The following is a 16,207-nucleotide window of genomic DNA, read 5'->3' on the forward strand; positions in this document are numbered from 1 at the left end:
CGCAGCCGCGTCAGGGACCGGAGGAAGGCCGATGGGGCGGCGGGCTCAAGGTCTCCTCATCGGCCTGGCCATGCTCGCCATCAGCGGCGTCACGCTCGCTGTGTCCGCGCCGATCCCACTGGAACTACCGAACGGAACGCACACCACCGGCACCGTGGACGTACACGGTCGGCAGTGGAGGATGAAGTTCCAGGCGAACGGGCGCACCCAGCACCTGCTGCTCCTTCCCGAAGCACAGCAGCGAGGCACGGGTGACCGGGGTCGGCTGCGCATCGTCCCGGCCGACCCGACGCGGGGTGGCCGTGCGCGCCGATGACGTGCCCGAGGGCGGGCCGGTCGCGGCGGCGTTCCGGTACGCGTTTTTGAACCCGCTGTCGTTTCCGTCCAAGACGGCCGCTGCGGCCGCGATCTAGCGTGGGCCCAGCAGCTCGCCCGATCAAGAGGAGACAGCACAATGCGTGACCTGGTCTACACCGGTTTCATGTCGCTCGACGGCGTCGTGGACTCGCCCGGCGGCGGGCCGGGGGAGGAGCACCGCAGCGGCGGCTGGGTGGTCAAGGACCTCGAGTTCGTCCCAGAAGCCTGGTCGCTGAAGGGCGAGGAGCTCGCCGACACGACGGCGCTGATGTTCGGCCGCCGCAGTTACGAGGCGTTCGCGGCGGTCTGGCCCGGCTCGAAGGACCACGCCGACTACAAGGAGTTGCCCAAGTATGTGGTGTCGACCACGCTGTCGGACGATGCCCTCGTCGACGGGTGGGGGCCGACGACCATCCTGCGCTCGACGGAGGACGTCGCCGCGCTCAAGGAGGGCGAGGGCGGCGCCATCTTCATCCACGGGAGCGCGGAGCTGGCCCGGCGGCTGTCGGACGCGGGCCTGATCGACCAGTACAACCTGCTCCTCTTCCCGGTGCTGCTGGGTGCCGGGAAGAGCGTGTTCGGCCGGGCCGACCGCGACAAGCAGATGCTGACGCTGCGGGAATCGGAGAGCTACTCGAACGGGATCCTGAAGCTGGTCTACGACGTCAAGCGCTGATCCAGGTCGAGGGCGATCGCGCCGCCGGCGCCCTCGCGCAGCTGCCTGGCGGTGCGTCCGACGTAGGAGCGCAGTGCCCGGGCCAGGTGCGGCTCGTCGAAGTAGTCGAGCTTGGCGACGACGTCGGCGGCCGGGTCGCCGGCCGCCAGCAACCCCGCCGCCGTGCGGGCCCGCTCGATCTGCCGGACGGCACCCCGCGTCAGCCCGGTTGCGGCGCGGAACCGGCGTTCGACCGTACGCCCCGAGACGGCCGGGCGGTGACCCCGCAGCACCTCGGCGACGAGCGGATCACGGACCACAATCCCGGCCCGGACGAGACGCTCGACCAGGGCCTCGGCGTCGTCGGGGCTGGGCGTCTCCCAGCGCGCGCCGTCCAGCCGGAACGTCCGGCGCGTGGTGTCGGGGAGCTCGACACCGCCGTCGACCAGCGCCGCCATGGGCACCGCCCGCAACGAGGTGCCCACGGCGAACTCGATACCCGTGAAGGTCGCGCCCTCCGGCACCGGCGCCGTGCCGGTCCGGGTCTCAGGTCCGGTGATGGCCGCATACGCCCGGCCGTCCTGCTCCCAGAACACCAGGCCCCAGCACACCCCTGCGACGGACGTCATCGCCGTGACCTGCTCACTCGTGCAGGTCCACACGGTGCCGACCCACGGCGAGTCCGACGGGCGCGTCTCGAAGCGCAGTTCCACGGGCGAAGGATACGTCGCGCCGGGCAACCGCGTCGTGGCCGACGAACCCACCGGATGGATCGCGAAACCAGCTGGAGTACTAATCGCCCGAGAAGGTCGGATCCTGCGGCACGGTGTCCGAGGAGGGCGGGAACAGGACGCCGAGCCCCCGTCCCAAGCCTCCGCGCGTTGCCGGCCGTGGGCTCTCGCCGCCCGCGCCGGCGTTGTGGCCCACGTAGCCAGTGACGTAGGAGGCATGGGAGAGGAGATCGGCTGTGATACGCACGCCGGTGTGTTCCTCGGCGAGGGCGATCTTGATTCGTCGGCGTGGCGTACGGCGATCCAGATCGTGTCGGACACGCTCGGGCACAGTGACACCTGGATTCACGCTCGCCGCTACTCAGTGGATCCCCCGCCGGGCGGTACGGGACGAAACCTTTGCCCACATAATGTCCGTTATGTCAGCCATGCAGCCGAATTTCCAGATCAGCCACCGCGACGAGAACGACTGGACCGTGGTGGAGATCCACGGCGAGGTGGACGTGTACACCGTGCCGCAGATCCGCGATCACGTGGTAAGCAGAATCGACGAAGGCCGCCGCCGCATCATTCTCGACCTGCGCCGGGTGACCTTCATCGACTCGACCGGCCTTGGCGTGTTCGTCGGGATCCTCAAACGCATCCGCGAACACGACGGGGAGTTGCGGCTCGTGATCGCCAGTCAGACCGTCCGTAAGATCTTCGACCTCACCAGTCTGTACGGCGTCTTCCCCATCTACGACTCGCTCGACGCCGCGCTGACCGCGCCCTGAACGCACGCGCGCTCCGTGACCGACAGGAGCAGTGACGGTCCGGCGGGCAGAAGCCCGCCGGACCGGAGTTCGCTCACTGGCGTTCGTGCGGGGTCAGGCCGCGGCGCCGCCTGGCACGCGCTCCCGTACCAGGGCGTACAGCACCACCGAGACGGCCATGATCCCGGCGGCGGTGAACACGCCCGGCGCCCAGCTGCCGGTCGCGTCGCGCATCACGCCGCTGACGACCGGGCTGGCCACCGCGCCGATCTCGGCGACCAGGTTGAACACACCGAAGGCGGAGCCGCGCTGCTCGTCGGGCACCTGGTCACCGAGCATGCTGTGGACGATCGGCTGCAGGGCGTTGAAGAACAGTCCGGAGACGAACAGGATCAGCCCGAGCAGCCACAGCGACGGGCGCCCGGCCAGCAGGGAGAGGCCGAATGCCACCGCCAGCAGCGTGTGTGCGACGGCGCAGGCTATGGCGAGCGACTTGCGGCCCTTGCCGCGCCGCACCTGCCGGTCGGCGAGCCAGCCGCCGAGCGGGAAGCCGATGATTCCGGCACCGGCGTTGAACGCGGCGGTCAGGGCGGCCGCGATGAGGGTGCTGTGCGTGCTCTCCTTGACGATCTGTACGGACCAGAAGGAGAAGAACCACAGGTTCCACATCACGGCGATGAAGGCGATGTAGAGCAGCCACATGTTCTTGGTGAGCAGCACCCCGGAGCGACCGGTGCGAACGATCTCGCGCACCACCACAGCGATCATGGCGGCTGCCAGCACGCCGGAGCCCACGGCGGTGAGCCAGTCCGGCCAGCCGAGCCGCTCGGTGAGCAGGAACAGGCCGGTGATGGCGACGGCGGACGGCACCGAGTACGCGAGCAGCCGCACCAGCGGAGGCCCGAGCCGAAGGGGCCGGTCACCGCGAGCCCGGAAGAAGGCCCAAGTGGCCGCGGCCACGAGCAGCGAGACGATGCCCAGGACGTAGAGGGGCATGCTCCAGGCTCGCCCGCCCATGCCGAGCGAGCCGCCCCAGTCGATCAGGTACGGGGTGGCGACGACGCCGACGGTCAGGCCGATCGACAGTCCCGAGATGACGACGCCGAGGCCCATCGTCCGCCGCGCGGGCGGAGTGTGGCCGATGACGAGGGTGCGGTCGTTCGAGTAGAAGACACCCTCACCGAGGCCGGTGAGCACGCGCGCGACGACGAAGGCGACCAGTCCGGTGACCACACCGGAGACGAAGGTCATGACGCCCGCCCACACCAGGGACAGGACGAGCATCTCGCGGTGGCCGTAGCGGTCTCCGAGCCGTCCGCCGGCGTACTGGGTGAGCATGTAGCCCGTGAAGAACATCGAGCCGATGAGCCCGCCGAGGGTGGCGGGGTTGGCGGCGTCGCCGATGAACCCCGCCTTGTTCTCGATCATCCAGGCGATGACGGGGCCTGTGACCGTCCGGTCGGCGTAGCTGATCAGCCAGCCGAGCAGCAGGAACATCCACAACTGCTGGTAGCGGCCGCTGAAGACCGGACGTGGTTCGGCGGTGGCGACGGAGGCGGCTACGGGCCGTCCCGACCCAAGTAGGTCGCGCATGCATTCCCCTTGACGCGAGTGCCCTGTGGGACCGGCTGTCGACCGGTCACCACGGAGCGACTTAAGTAAGCGCTTGCTAAGGTCGCAGCAGGATGATCAAGCGTCAATAGAGATAACGTGGGGAAGCGCTAACTGTTGTGTCTCGGCGCCCGGCACACCGCAGGCATACCGGCCGAACAGGGATGAGCGGGCGAAGAGCAGCCACCACACGTCAGAGATAGTGAGTCCTGAACAGAAAGATGCAACGAGCAGCCAGGACGAATGTGGATACGAGTAGCAGCAGTACCGATCACGGCAGTACTGGTGACGGCAGCACCGACGCAGGCGGTACCGCTGACGCCAGCACGGACAAGAGCAGCACCGACGCAGGCGGTACCGCTGACGCCAGTACGGACAAGAGCAGCGCCGACGCCCGCACGGCATCGCACCCCACGACAGCAGCTCCGGCAAGACCCCACGGGCGCGGGTGGCGCCGTTGGATGATGGACACTCGGCCGCTGCGGCGCCCGGCCTTTCGCCGACTCTGGTCCTCGACCATCGTCACCGCCGTCGGCAGCCAGCTCACCGCCGTCGCAGTACCCAAGCAGATCTACGACATCACGGGCTCATCGGCGTGGGTGGGCTACGCGAGCCTCGCCGGGCTTGTGCCGTTGGTGGTTTTCGCGCTGTGGGGCGGCGCGATCGCGGACAGCATGGACCGGCGCAAACTGCTGCTGCTCACCAACGGCGGTATAGCCGTCACCTCGCTGCTCTTCTGGGTCCAGGCCGTCACAGGTCTGAACTCCGTGCTGGTGCTGATGGTGCTGCTCGCTCTTCAGCAGGCATTCTTCGGCCTCAACTCCCCCGCCCGCAACGCCTCCATCGCCCGCTTGGTTCCCAAGGAGGAACTGGCCGCTGCGAACGCGCTCGGATCGACCGTCATGCAGACGGGGTTGGTGGCCGGACCGCTGCTCGCCGGTGCCCTGATCCCCGTCATCGGCCTGGCCGAGCTCTATCTGATCGATGCCCTGGCCCTGTGCGTCACCGTGTGGGCGGTCTGGCAACTCCCCGCGCTGCCGCCCGCGACCACAGCGGCGACCGGGCGGGCGGGATGGCGCGAGATCATCGCAGGCTTCCGTTACATCGCGCAGCGCAAGGTACTGCTGCTGTCCTTCCTCGCCGACATCATCGCCATGGTCTTCGGCATGCCTCGGGCACTGTTCCCCGAGCTCGCCGCAGAAACGTACGCGCCGTACGGAGAAGGGCTCGCGCTCGGGCTGCTGTTCGCGGCCATCCCGATCGGTGCGGTGGTCGGCGGCCTGATGTCGGGCACGTTCTCGCGCGCACGCCGGCACGGACTGATGGTCATCGCGGCAGTGGTGGCCTGGGGAGCGGCCATCACAGGATTCGGACTGAGCACCAGCCTGTGGATTGCGGTGGTGTTCCTCGCCGCCGCCGGCATCGCCGACATGATCTCCATGGTCTTCCGTGGAGCGATCCTGTTGTCGGCTGCCACCGACGAGATGCGCGGCCGCATGCAGGGGGTGTTCACGGTGGTGGTCGCAGGCGGCCCACGCCTCGCTGACGTCCTCCATGGCACTGCGGCTTCGGCCCTGGGAGTGCGTACGGCTGTCGTAGGCGGCGGCCTGCTGGTCATCGCCACGATGCTGGCCCTGGCCGCCACGACGCCGGCCCTGCGTCGCCATCGAGCGTGATCGCGGGCTGCTGGGCCCGGCGCGGCGGCCCGGCGCCTCCGCCGTAGCCCCTGCCCGGGTTCGAAGACGGCGGTGCCGGGCACGCGAGGTGCGTACCCGGCACCGCCGACAGCCGTCGTCCCGTAGCAGCCCTTACGCGGTCGCGGCCTCCTGCTCCGCCTCGACCTCCGCGGTCCACTCCCGCTTGGCGACCTGCCAGCCGTCCTCGTCGTGGCCGCGCCGCCAGTAGCCGGAGACCGACAGGTCCTCGCGCGGGATCTCCCGCTCGATCCGCAGCAGCCGGCGCAGCTCCTTCACGAAGCCGGCCTCTCCATGAACGAACGCGTGCACCCGGCCCGGAGGGAACTCCAGGGCACGCACCGCCTCGACCAGCGCCTCCCCCACCGGCCGGCCCCCGCGGTGGAGCCACACCACCTCCGCATCGGAGTCGACGGTCTGCTCCTCCTCGGGCCCCGCCACTTCCACGAAGGCGCGGACCTCGGCGCCCTCGGGCAGCGCCTCGAGGGCAGCCGCGATCGCGGGCAGCGCGCTTTCGTCTCCGGCCAGCAGATGCCAGTCGGCGCCGGCGTCCGGCGCGTAGCCACCACCCGGACCCATGAACCGCACCACGTCACCTGGCTGCGCCCGCACCGCCCACGGTCCGGCGAGGCCCTCGTCGCCGTGAATGACGAAGTCCAGCGTCAGCTCACGCAGTTCGGCATCCCAGGCGCGCACGGTGTACGTCCGCGTCACCGGCCACTGCTCACGCGGGAACTCCGCGCGGATCGTCTCCAGGTCGAACGGCTCCGGGTAGCTCACACCCTCGGCCGGAATGAGCAGCTTCACATAGTGGTCGGTCCAGGTGCCCGCTGTGAAGGCGGTGAGCTCCTCGCCGCCCAGCACCAGGCGTTGCATGTGCGGGGTCAGCCGTTCGGTGCGCACAACCCGTGCGGTGTGCGGCTTCCGAGGCCTGCGTGCCGGTCGCCCTGTCATCATGACCCTCTCACCATTCCTTACTTAGTCTCACTAAACTAGCACTTCACTCTGCTCTGTCACCCCTCCACCGTCCGGCACAGCCCGATCCGTTCACCGCGGCGTTGTTACGATCAGCCATCAATCGACAGGAAACTTGATGATGCGATCGCTCGTGGAGGTACTGTCCCGTGGCGCGGGAGCCCGTCACGTGCGGGCGTGGCCTACACCGATCGGAGCCGTATGTCCCTCCTCGCCAGGCCGGCGGTGGCCTCCTTCGCCGCCAAGACGATGCAGAGTCTCACCGGGCTCGCGGGCCGACGCTCCGGCGGGCCCGGTTCGACGGCCTCCTGGTACGCCCGATTCCCTGAATTCCCACGTCAGGCCCGCCCGTTGACGGTCCCGACGCCCGTCGCACCGGCCCCGGTCACGGTGTACACACCCCCGGGCCGGGCGGCGAATCCGCCCGTCCACGTCAACTTCCACGGCGGCGGCTACGTCATGTCGATGCCGGAGATGGACGACGGGCTCTGCAGGTTCCTCGCCGCCGAGGCGGGGGTGGTCGTGGTCAACGTGAAGTACGTCGTCGCGCCGCAGCACCCGTTCCCGGCCGCGCCCAGGCAGGCCTTCGAGGTGGTGCGCTGGGTCGCCGAGCAGGGCGCACAGCACGGCTGGGACGGCAGCCGGCTCACCGTGGGCGGGCAGAGCGCCGGCGGCGGGCTTGCGGCGGCCGTGGCCCGCCAGGCGTTGGAGCAGGGCGGTCCTTCGATCGCGCTCCAGGTGCTCCACTATCCCCCGCTGGACCTCGTCACCAGCGCCAAGGAGAAACAGGCCACCGTCGCCAAGCCCATGCTGCGGCCCTGGATGGCGGAGGTCTTCGACACGTCGTACGTGCCGGATCCGAGCGAGCGCGCCGACCGGCTCGTCTCGCCCGCCCATCCGTCGGACGCCGCCGACCTGAAGGGCATCGCGCCGGCTGTGGTGATCACGGCCGAGTACGACCTGCTCAGGACCGAGGCGACGCGCTACGCGGAGCGGCTGGGCGCGGCGGGCGCCCTCGTCGAGCACCACGACGTGCGCGGAGCCGACCACGGCTACGACTCCAAGGACGACGAGAAGGCCCGGGAAACCTATGCCCTGATCGCCCGCCACATACGACGGGCGACCGGCGCCCAAGCCCCCAAGGCCCTTTGAGGGCACGGATGGCCGGCACGTCCGCCGCACCGGGCGACCGGCCATCCCTCCCGCCGGGAGCCGTCACTGCCGAAGCCGCTGTCCCCTATTCGGCTATTCGGCAGCTTCCGGTATTCGGCTATTCGGCAGCTTCCGGCAGCGCGACGCCCAGCTCCTCGGCGCGCTCCGTCAGATCGCGCCACACCTTCGGTGCCACCGGCACCCCCTTCGCGGAGCGCTCCGCGGCCACCGCGGCGCTGCGCTCGCCGGGGTAGAACACGCCGCCCACGCCGTCCGCCGCCGGCAGCCCCTTGAGCGTGCTCAGGGTGGTGTCGACGGCCGCGTTGAAGCCGTCCGCGTCGCCGAAGGCGGCCGGGTCGAGTGCGATGAGCAGCGCGTTCTGGCGGTGCTTGCGGCCCTGGGGGTCGTCCGAGTGGAAGGCGGAGAAGATCGGCGCACCGACGAGCACGCTGGTGAGCAGCTCGAAGGCGAGCGACATACCGGACCCCTTGGCGCCGCCCAGCGGCAGTGGCATGACCGCGTTCTCCGGGTCGGTAGTGGGGGTGCCGTCCTCTGTGGCGGCAGCGCCCTCGGGCAGCGGGGTGCCGCTCGCCTTGGCCTGGCGGATCTTGCCCAGCGCGATGGTGGCGGTGGCCATGTCCAGGAGGAGAGGCGCGTGGCTCTCTGCGGGGACCGCGATGGCGAGCGGGCTGGTGGCCACGGCGGCGCCCTTGACTCCGGTGTAGCCCATGTTGGGCATCCCGGCGACGTAGCCGATGCCGACGAGGCCCTGCTCGGCGATCTTCGACACGTAGTAGCCGATGGCGCCGGTGTGGACGGTGCGGCGTACCCCCACGGCGGCGACGCCGCTGGTCCTGGCCCGGGTCACGGCCTCCTCGGCGGCCGCGGTGAGGGCCACCGGGCCGGGTGCGCGGTCGGCGTCCAGGACGGCGGCGGCCGGCGTGCTGGACTCGACCTTGATCTCGGCCCCGGCGTTGGCGACGCCCTTGGCCAGCAGGTCGAGGTAGGCGGGGACACGCGCGATGCCGTGGGATTCGACGCCGCGCAGCGCGGCCCAGACGAACACGTCGGCGGTGGTGCGGGCGTGCTCGGGGCTGAGGCCCCCCTTCTCGAGGAGGGCGACCGCGAAGGTGCGCAGGTCCTCGGCGGGGACCAGGACCTTGCCCGGCTTGGGGGTCGGGGTGTTGCTCATGGTGGCGGGTGCCTCCTGGGTCAGCGGGTGACGAGAACGTCGACGACGGCGGTGGTGCCCTCTGCCACGGCCTTGAGGGCGCGCTCCAGCGCGGGCCCGAGCGCGTCCGGCGTGTCGACGGTCTCGGTGTGCATGCCGAACGGCTCGGCGAACTGCGCGAGCCGGGGCAGCCGGTGCAGGTCGGTGCCGAGCCACTCGCCGGTCTCGGCCGCCGCGCCCTCGGGGTAGAACCTGCGGTGGTTGAGGTTCATCGACTTGTAGACACGGTTGTTGAACACCACGATCAGCAGCGGCAGGTCGTACGCCTTGGCGGCGTCGTACGACTGGATGACCGGGTTGTACGCGAACGCGCCGTCGCCGATCGTGAGCACCACGGGCCGCTCCTTCGCGGCGAGCTTGACGCCGAGCGCCACCGCGATGCCCTGGCCGAGTCCGCCCTGCACGTAGAAGTACGAGTCGGGGTCGGAGGCCTGGACGTGGCGCTTGACGACACGGCTGTGCGTGATCGTCTCGTCGACGACGATCACGTTCTGGCCGTCGAGGAGCTTGCGCAGGGTCGCGGCGACGAGCACCGGGTCGATGCCCTCGGCCTCGTCGGCCTTGGCCTCGGCGCCGGCGATGGCGGCCTGCTCGGCGGCGTGCCGCTCCTCCTGCGCCGCTCGGCGCGCGGCGACGGCAGCCTCGACAGCCTCGTCGACGTTCTTGGCGCGCTTGGTGAGCTGCCGGAGCGTGTTGGCGACGTTGCCTTCCAAGTACTTGTCCGCAAAAAGGACTTGGTAGACAACGTGCGGGCGCTGCGGGACCTCGTCGATGACGACGATCTTCGCCTTGGTGGGGCGGCGCGACGGCGGGTAGAAGGGAGCCCGGCAGTTGACCAGCAGGATCAGGTCCGCCTCGTCCATCCACGGCCCGATGTCGCTGCCCGCGTGCAGCGGGTGGGTGCGCGGGAAGTTGCCGCACACCGCCGAGTCGGGCTCCACGACCGGGATGTGCCACGCCTCGGCGAAGGCGACCAGGGCCTCGAAGCCGCCTGCCTCACGGCCGGCCGTCTCCGTGACGATCACGGGGTTGGCCGCCTCGCGGATCATCTGGGCGACGGGGTCGACCTCTTCGGGCGAGCTGTGCGTGGAGCCCGGCTGCACGATGGGTTTGGCCTCACGGCCGTCCCACTCCTCAAGGAGGATCTCCAGCGGGATGTTCAGGTACGCCGGGCCCGCGGGGGCCCGCCAGGCCAGTTCCGCCGCCCGCGTGATCATCGTGGGCAGGGTGTGGACGCTGGCGGCCTCGTTGGACCACTTGGTGAACGGCTGCGCGATGTTGTGCGGGCCGCCCACGATCGACAGGTTGCGGTACCACTGGCCGCCCGGGTCGTGGCCGGGAGCGTCGCCGTACGTGGCCGACTCCGAGGAGGTGACCACCATCGGGACGCCGGCGAGGAGCGCCCCGTGCATGGCCATCGAGCCCTGCAGCAGCCCGGGAGCCGCGTGCAGGAGCACGCCCTGCGGGCGGCGCTTGACCAGTCCGTAGCCGGTCGCCATGCCGACCGCGACGGTCTCGTGGGTGAGGTCCAGGTACTCCGGCGCGGGCTCACCGTCTCGGTGCCGCCGGGCGATGGACTCCCACACCGGGGCCCACTCGGACCCCGATGAGCAGAAGATGTAGTCGGCGCCGACGGCGTTGAAGGCGGAGACGACGGCGTCACCGCCGTCGGCGCCTGGCGTGTTGTTGGTGTCCGTCATCTCTGGTGTTTCCTCAGCCCTCGATCGGCCAGTTCAGGACCTCGGAGATGCCGCGGCCCATGATCCATTCAAGCTCCTCGGGCGTGAAGTCCCAGTGCTTGGTGAACTGCTCGATGGTGTCGGTGTAGGTGATGCCGTGGCCGAGCAGGCGTGTGATGTCAGTGCCGTAGAAGCAGCGCTGCGGGCCCATCTTGTCGACCATCTCGCGCACGTACTTCTGGATGTTGTTGTTCGGGAAGGGCTGCGTCGAGTAGCCCGGGAGCGCCGACACCTTCACGTAGATGTTGGGGTGCGCGGCCAGGTCGGCGGTCTCCTGTACCCAGTAGCCGATCGCGTCGTCGACGCAGCGGGCCATGATGCCCATGTGATCGATGATGATCTTCAGCTCGGGGTGCTTCTCGGCGATCTGGCCGAGCTCACGCTTCCAGATCGGGGCGTGGACCATGGTGGGGATGCGCAGCTCCTCGGCTATCGGCCAGTACCAGTCGTTGGTGCCGTCGATCATCCAGTTGCGGTCGATCGGCCGGTGGAAGGTGAGACGGGTGCCCTTGACGTACGGGTTCTGGGCGAAGTCCTTCAGCATGGCCTTGCCCTCTTCGGGCTTGTTCTGCGGAATGCGGGCCATGATGCCGAAGCGGTCCGGGTGGGCCTCACAAGCCTCGAGGGCGTAGTCGATGCGGTCGCCCTCCCAGGACGGCGGCAGGATCAACGCGCGGTTGACGCCGGCCTCGTCCATCAGCTCGAGGGCCTCCTCGTACGAGAAGGGGTCCTCGCGGTGGCCGTTGAGGCGGATCCGCTCACGCGCGCCCGGGACCCAGGGGCGGTCCGGGGTCTCTTCCTTCCAGATGTGGATCTGCGTGTCGACAACGAACATGGGTTCAGCTCTTTCTCTCGAAGAGGGTGGTGGGGTGGTGCGGGAAGGAACGCTAGGCGGACCGTGAGGCCTTGCCGAGCCCTGGGAGCGCAAGCTGTTGTTGCGCGGAAGTGCGCTGTACGCAGGGCATTTTGAGACTGCTTCAGGAGTCGCCGAAGACGGCGTCGACGATGTGCTCGGCGATCGCCATGGAGGCGGTTGCCGCCGGCGAGGGAGCGTTGCGCACGGCGGTGATCCGGCCCACCTGGTGGATGCGGAAGTCGTCCACCAGAGTGCCGTCCCGGTCCAGGGCCTGGGCGCGTACGCCCGCGCCGCCACGGACCACGTCTTCGGCGCCGACGCCGGGGACGTACAGCTTGGCGTCCTTCATGAAGGCCGTCATGGAGAGCGAACCGCGGTACTCCCTGATGCCGGTCCGCCAGTGCTGGGCGGCCATCTTCCAGGAACCGCGGTAGGCGGCGAGGCCGATCAGGTCCCTGGGCGAGATCCTGCCGAGTCTGTAGCCCTCTCTGGCCAGGGCCAGGACGGCATTGGGCCCGACCTCCACCGAGCCGTCGACCCGGGGGGTGAAGTGCACGCCGAGGAAGGGGTAACGCGGGTCCGGCACCGGGTAGATGAGCCCCCGCACCAGGTCCGTCTTCCCCGGCTTGAGCAGCATGTACTCGCCCCGAAACGGGATGATCTTCGGCTCCTGCTTGTCCTGGGCGAGCTTTGCGACGGAGTCCGAGTGCAGGCCCGCGCAGAGGATCAGGCGGTCCACACGCACCCGCTGCTGACCTGACGCCACCTCGATCCCGCCGGGCACGTTGGTGATGCCGGTGACAGGGAAGCCGAGCCTCACCTCGCCGCCCGAGTCGACGATGTCCTTGGCGAACGCCCGGGCGATCGCCGGGTAGTCGGTGATCGCGGTGTACGGGGAGTGCAGGGCCGCGACGCCGCCGGCGTTCGGCTCGATCTCCTTGATCTCCTCCTTGGAGATCTTCCTCAAGTCGGGCACGTGGTTGTTCCTGGCCCGCTCGTAGAGGTTCTCCATGCGGCCGAGCTCGTCCTCGCGGACCGCCACCACCAGCTTGCCGATCTCTCGGTACGGGAGCGCCCGGTCCTGGCAGTACTCGCGCAGCAGGGACACGCCGCGCACGGTCAGGTCGGCCTTGAGGCTGCCCGGCGCGTAGTAGATGCCGGCGTGCACCACGCCCGAGTTGTGGCCGGTCTGGTGGACGGCGACCTCCTGCTCCTTCTCCAGCACCACGACGCGGGTGCCGGGGCGGCGCAGGGCGATCTCGCGGGCCGTGGCCAGACCCACGATGCCGGCGCCGACGATGCCGATCGTCTCGTCAGCCATCGGCATGCTCCTCTCTTGTCTTGCGGATCCCGCTGGTCCTGCGGGTCCCGGTCGTCAGGCGCCGAAGTGGATGGCGACGGTCTTGACCCGGGTGGAGAAGCGCAGGACCTCTTCGCCCTGCTCCTTGTAGGCCGTGCCGGAATCGCGGAACCCGCCGAAGGGCAGGTGCACGTCCCAGCCTGTGGTGGTGGTGTTCACCGCGATCTGCCCGCACTCGGCCTCGTCCGCGAAGCGGTAGGCGGAGGCGAGGTCGCGAGTGAAGACGGCGGCGGCGAGACCGAAGTCGGAGTCGTTGACGGCCTCGACGGCCCCCGGGAAGTCGTCGACCGCGCGGACGGCGAGGACCGGGCCGAAGACCTCCTCGCGCCAGATCGCCGTCTGGGGCGTGACGTCGGCGAGCACGGTCGGCTGCACATAGCAGCCGTGCGCCCGGTCGCCCTCGGTGTCCGCCTGGCCGCCGATGAGGACGGTGGCGCCCTGCTCGACGGCGCGGCGGAGGTCGGCGAGGACGGAGTCGCGCTGTTTCGGGCTGGACAGCGGGCACAGGGTGGTGGCCCGGTCGCTGCCCGGGCCGATCGTCAGTGCCTGGACCTCGGCGACCAGCAGGCGGGTGACCTCCTCGTACACCGGCTGCTCGACGATGACCCTGCTGGTGGCGGTGCACCGCTGACCGGCCTGGCCGAAGGATGCGGCGACGACGGCCTTCGCGGCCGTGGGCAGATCGGCGTCCTTCAGGACGACGGAGGCGTTCTTGCCGCCGAGTTCGCCCTGGAAGCGGACGTTGCGGTCGGCGAGGCGGCGGCGGATCCGGTTGCCCACCGCGTTGGAGCCGGTGAAGGTGATGCCGGCGATCCGCGGGTCGTCGAGGAGCGCCTCCTCGATCTCGGCCGTGCGGCCCGTCACCACGTTCAGGACACCGGCCGGCAGGCCCGCGTCGTGCAGGGCGCGGGCGAAGTGCAGGCCGGAGAGCGGGGTCTCGGTGGCCGGCTTGAAGACGGCCGCGTTGCCGGCGGCGAGCAGCGGGGCGAGCTTGCGGGCCGGGGTGATCAGCGGGTCGTTCCATGGGCTGATCACGAGGATCACGCCGATGGGCTCGCGCTGGGTGTGAGTACGGGTGTCGGGGCGGGCGTCGTGCAGCAGCGTGCCGTAGCCCTGACGGGCCAACCCCGCGTAGTACTCGAGGAAGTCGGCGGCCTTCAGGGTCTCACCGCGGGCCTCGGCCAGGGTCTTGCCGTTCTCGGCGGTGACGTCGGCCGCGATCTCCTCGACCCGCTCGCGGATCAGCCGTGCCGCGTCGGTGAAGATCCGGGCCCGCTCGAAGGGGCTGGTGCGCTTCCAGACGGCGAAGCCGCGCTCGGCGTGGTCGTAGGCCCGGGTGACGTCCTTGGCGGCGAGGGCCGGAATCCGGGCGATCGGGGTGCGGATGTCGGCCGGGTCATGGACGTCGATCCACTCTCCGGTAGCCACCCACTCTCCGCCGGAGAGCGCTTCCAGGGTACGCATTGAAGATCACTTCCTTCGTCCGCCGCGGTGCGGGTCCGCGGTCTGCACAGGGAGCGGCCGTACGGGACAGGGAGCGGCCGTACGGGCCGGATGCGACAACACACCATGTGGGAGCGGGCCACCAGCCCCGCGGGGGCAGGCATTGCTTGCGCTGCACGCGTGCCGTACGGCGCGCGGCCCGTGCTGGAATCGGCGGGCCCGATCCCGTAGATCAAGGAGGAGACCCATGGCTTACGCAGTCGTCGCCCACTACCGCTGCGAGCCCGCCGACGAGGCCACCGTGCGCGCGGCGCTGCTGAAGATGCGCGAGCACACGCGGACGGAGCCCGGCAATCTGGCGTACCAGGTACACGCCGAGGAGGGCCGACCGGGCGGGTTCGTGCTGTACGAGCAGTACAAGGATCGCGCCGGGTTCGACGCGCACGCGGCTGCGGACTACTTCGACGAGCTGATCGTGCGCACGGTGCGGCCCCTGCTCACCGAGCGCACGGTGACCTTCGCCGAGGTCCTGTAGGATCGGCGAAACGGCCACGGGGCCGGGAGGCTTGCACGCTTCCCGGCCCCGGCTGCTGCCACGGTGTCAGAACTCGTTGCCCCAGCAGTAGCGGGCGAGAGTCTCGACCAGGACGAGCTTGCGGCGCTGGTCCTCGGCGCCGAGCAGCGGGCGTGTGGCCGAGTCGGCGAAGCCGCGCGAGGGCGCGATCGCCATGTCCTCGATGTCCTTGACCTCGGCAGCGGCGTCGATACGGGTCATCACCGTGTCGATGTCCTCGAGTTCGGGGACGGCCGCGTCGACCACGGTGAGACACACGTCCCGGTCCTCGGGCAGGGACTTGAGCAGATCCAGCTCGGCTGCGGTGCCCTGGTAGTACGGCAGGACCCAGCGGTCCGCCGGGACGCCGTACAGCCGCTCGGCCTTGGCGCGGTCCACCGCGGCGGGGGCCTCCCAGCCGGGGCAGAGGCCGATCCGTACGCCCTCGGAGCGAGTGTCGAGACGGACGGCGATGGCCTCGACGGCGAGGGCGTCCTCGAGTGAGAGCGCTCCCGCCGAGGGGGCCTCGGGGGCGGTCTGGGCGAGCAGGAGCGGGTTGTTGAGCTGGATCAGCTTCACGCCGCGCGCCACGAGCAGCTCGATCTCCGCCTGGATGATCTCCGCCAGCGCCTCGCCGAGTTCGCGCGCCGAGGCGGGACCGCCGGAGCCGGCGAGTCCCGGCTCGAAGCAGGTGGCGGCCAGATACGCCGGCGACGGCAGCGACGCCTTGGCGGCGATCTGCGTGAGGCCGGCCACCGTGCCCGCCCAGTCGGCGAGCAGCGCGCCCTTCCCCTTCGGCAGGGACTCCGCCACCCAGCGCGGGAGGCCGTGCACCGTCTCCTCCGTGCGGCGGAAGCCGGATACGCCGTCGAAGACGGCGCTGCGGAAGTCCTCGCGCGGGAAGTCGCCGTCGGTGACCACCGTGGAGCGCAGCTTGCGCTGGAGGACCACCGCCTCCTTCACCGCCGCGTGCTCGGCCTCGCGGAGGGCCGCCTCGTCGATCTCGCCGCGGGCGAACTGCTCGCGGGCGGCGAGGAGTTCGACGGGACGGACCAGGCTTCCGTGGTGGTCGATGCGGTAGTTGAACGTATCCGCCAT

At 70.2% G+C, this 16,207-nt stretch carries 16 protein-coding genes; 6 read left to right on the top strand and 10 right to left on the bottom strand.

Annotated elements, in window-relative coordinates:
- The first annotated feature begins 31 nt into the window (after positions 1–31).
- Positions 32–316: a hypothetical protein gene (locus ACSMXV_RS02565; RefSeq protein WP_473179253.1), complete on the top strand. Its 285-nt coding sequence runs from the start codon at positions 32–34 to the stop codon at positions 314–316.
- Between the two features lie 138 nt (positions 317–454).
- Positions 455–1,033: a dihydrofolate reductase family protein gene (locus tag ACSMXV_RS02570; protein ID WP_473176062.1), complete on the top strand. Its 579-nt coding sequence runs from the start codon at positions 455–457 to the stop codon at positions 1,031–1,033.
- Here ACSMXV_RS02570 and ACSMXV_RS02575 read toward each other — a convergent pair.
- Positions 1,015–1,725, bottom strand: coding sequence for a helix-turn-helix domain-containing protein (locus ACSMXV_RS02575; protein ID WP_473176063.1), 711 nt, complete (start codon positions 1,723–1,725; stop codon positions 1,015–1,017). The two genes, ACSMXV_RS02570 and ACSMXV_RS02575, sit on opposite strands and share 19 nt — an antisense overlap.
- Positions 1,726–1,804: 79 nt before the next feature.
- The gene (locus ACSMXV_RS02580; RefSeq protein ID WP_473176064.1) at positions 1,805–2,092 is read right to left on the bottom strand and encodes a DUF6461 domain-containing protein; all 288 of its coding nucleotides are present in this window, start codon (positions 2,090–2,092) and stop codon (positions 1,805–1,807) included.
- Between the two features lie 70 nt (positions 2,093–2,162).
- Here ACSMXV_RS02580 and ACSMXV_RS02585 point away from each other — a divergent pair, with 70 nt between their 5' ends.
- Positions 2,163–2,516 carry an STAS domain-containing protein gene (locus ACSMXV_RS02585; RefSeq protein ID WP_473176065.1) on the top strand — a complete coding sequence of 118 codons (354 nt, stop codon included), beginning with the start codon at positions 2,163–2,165 and terminating at the stop codon, positions 2,514–2,516.
- A gap of 93 nt (positions 2,517–2,609) precedes the next feature.
- Here ACSMXV_RS02585 and ACSMXV_RS02590 read toward each other — a convergent pair whose 3' ends face one another.
- Positions 2,610–4,088 carry an MFS transporter gene (locus ACSMXV_RS02590; protein WP_473176066.1) on the bottom strand — a complete coding sequence of 493 codons (1,479 nt, stop codon included), beginning with the start codon at positions 4,086–4,088 and terminating at the stop codon, positions 2,610–2,612.
- Positions 4,089–4,567: 479 nt separating this feature from the next.
- Here ACSMXV_RS02590 and ACSMXV_RS02595 point away from each other — a divergent pair, with 479 nt between their 5' ends.
- Positions 4,568–5,782 carry an MFS transporter gene (locus tag ACSMXV_RS02595; protein WP_473176067.1) on the top strand — a complete coding sequence of 405 codons (1,215 nt, stop codon included), beginning with the start codon at positions 4,568–4,570 and terminating at the stop codon, positions 5,780–5,782.
- 132 nt (positions 5,783–5,914) lie between these two features.
- On the opposite strand, the gene ACSMXV_RS02600 is transcribed toward ACSMXV_RS02595, so the two are convergent.
- Positions 5,915–6,754: a siderophore-interacting protein gene (locus ACSMXV_RS02600; protein WP_473179213.1), complete on the bottom strand. Its 840-nt coding sequence runs from the start codon at positions 6,752–6,754 to the stop codon at positions 5,915–5,917.
- Positions 6,755–6,976: 222 nt separating this feature from the next.
- On the opposite strand from ACSMXV_RS02600, the gene ACSMXV_RS02605 reads away from it, so the two are divergent.
- Complete coding sequence (locus tag ACSMXV_RS02605; protein WP_473179214.1) at positions 6,977–7,927, top strand: alpha/beta hydrolase fold domain-containing protein; 951 nt, start codon at positions 6,977–6,979, stop codon at positions 7,925–7,927.
- A 118-nt stretch (positions 7,928–8,045) separates the two neighbouring features.
- On the opposite strand, the gene ACSMXV_RS02610 is transcribed toward ACSMXV_RS02605, so the two are convergent.
- The 5 genes from ACSMXV_RS02610 to ACSMXV_RS02630 form a co-directional block, all read right to left on the bottom strand.
- Positions 8,046–9,119: an Ldh family oxidoreductase gene (locus ACSMXV_RS02610; RefSeq protein ID WP_473176068.1), complete on the bottom strand. Its 1,074-nt coding sequence runs from the start codon at positions 9,117–9,119 to the stop codon at positions 8,046–8,048.
- 20 nt (positions 9,120–9,139) lie between these two features.
- Positions 9,140–10,858, bottom strand: a complete 1,719-nt coding sequence (locus ACSMXV_RS02615) for a thiamine pyrophosphate-dependent enzyme (RefSeq protein WP_473176069.1) — start codon at positions 10,856–10,858, stop codon at positions 9,140–9,142.
- Between the two features lie 13 nt (positions 10,859–10,871).
- Complete coding sequence (locus tag ACSMXV_RS02620; RefSeq protein WP_473176070.1) at positions 10,872–11,732, bottom strand: amidohydrolase family protein; 861 nt, start codon at positions 11,730–11,732, stop codon at positions 10,872–10,874.
- Between the two features lie 142 nt (positions 11,733–11,874).
- Complete coding sequence (gene lhgO, locus ACSMXV_RS02625) at positions 11,875–13,074, bottom strand: L-2-hydroxyglutarate oxidase (protein WP_473176071.1); 1,200 nt, start codon at positions 13,072–13,074, stop codon at positions 11,875–11,877.
- A gap of 54 nt (positions 13,075–13,128) precedes the next feature.
- A complete protein-coding gene (locus ACSMXV_RS02630; protein ID WP_473176072.1) occupies positions 13,129–14,577 on the bottom strand; it encodes an aldehyde dehydrogenase family protein in 1,449 nt (482 codons plus the stop codon).
- Positions 14,578–14,803: 226 nt separating this feature from the next.
- On the opposite strand from ACSMXV_RS02630, the gene ACSMXV_RS02635 reads away from it, so the two are divergent.
- Positions 14,804–15,091: a putative quinol monooxygenase gene (locus ACSMXV_RS02635; protein ID WP_473176073.1), complete on the top strand. Its 288-nt coding sequence runs from the start codon at positions 14,804–14,806 to the stop codon at positions 15,089–15,091.
- A 66-nt stretch (positions 15,092–15,157) separates the two neighbouring features.
- On the opposite strand, the gene ACSMXV_RS02640 is transcribed toward ACSMXV_RS02635, so the two are convergent.
- Positions 15,158–16,207 carry a uroporphyrinogen decarboxylase/cobalamine-independent methonine synthase family protein gene (locus tag ACSMXV_RS02640; RefSeq protein ID WP_473176074.1) on the bottom strand — a complete coding sequence of 350 codons (1,050 nt, stop codon included), beginning with the start codon at positions 16,205–16,207 and terminating at the stop codon, positions 15,158–15,160.

The organism is Streptomyces sp. DSM 42067 (assembly GCF_055792885.1).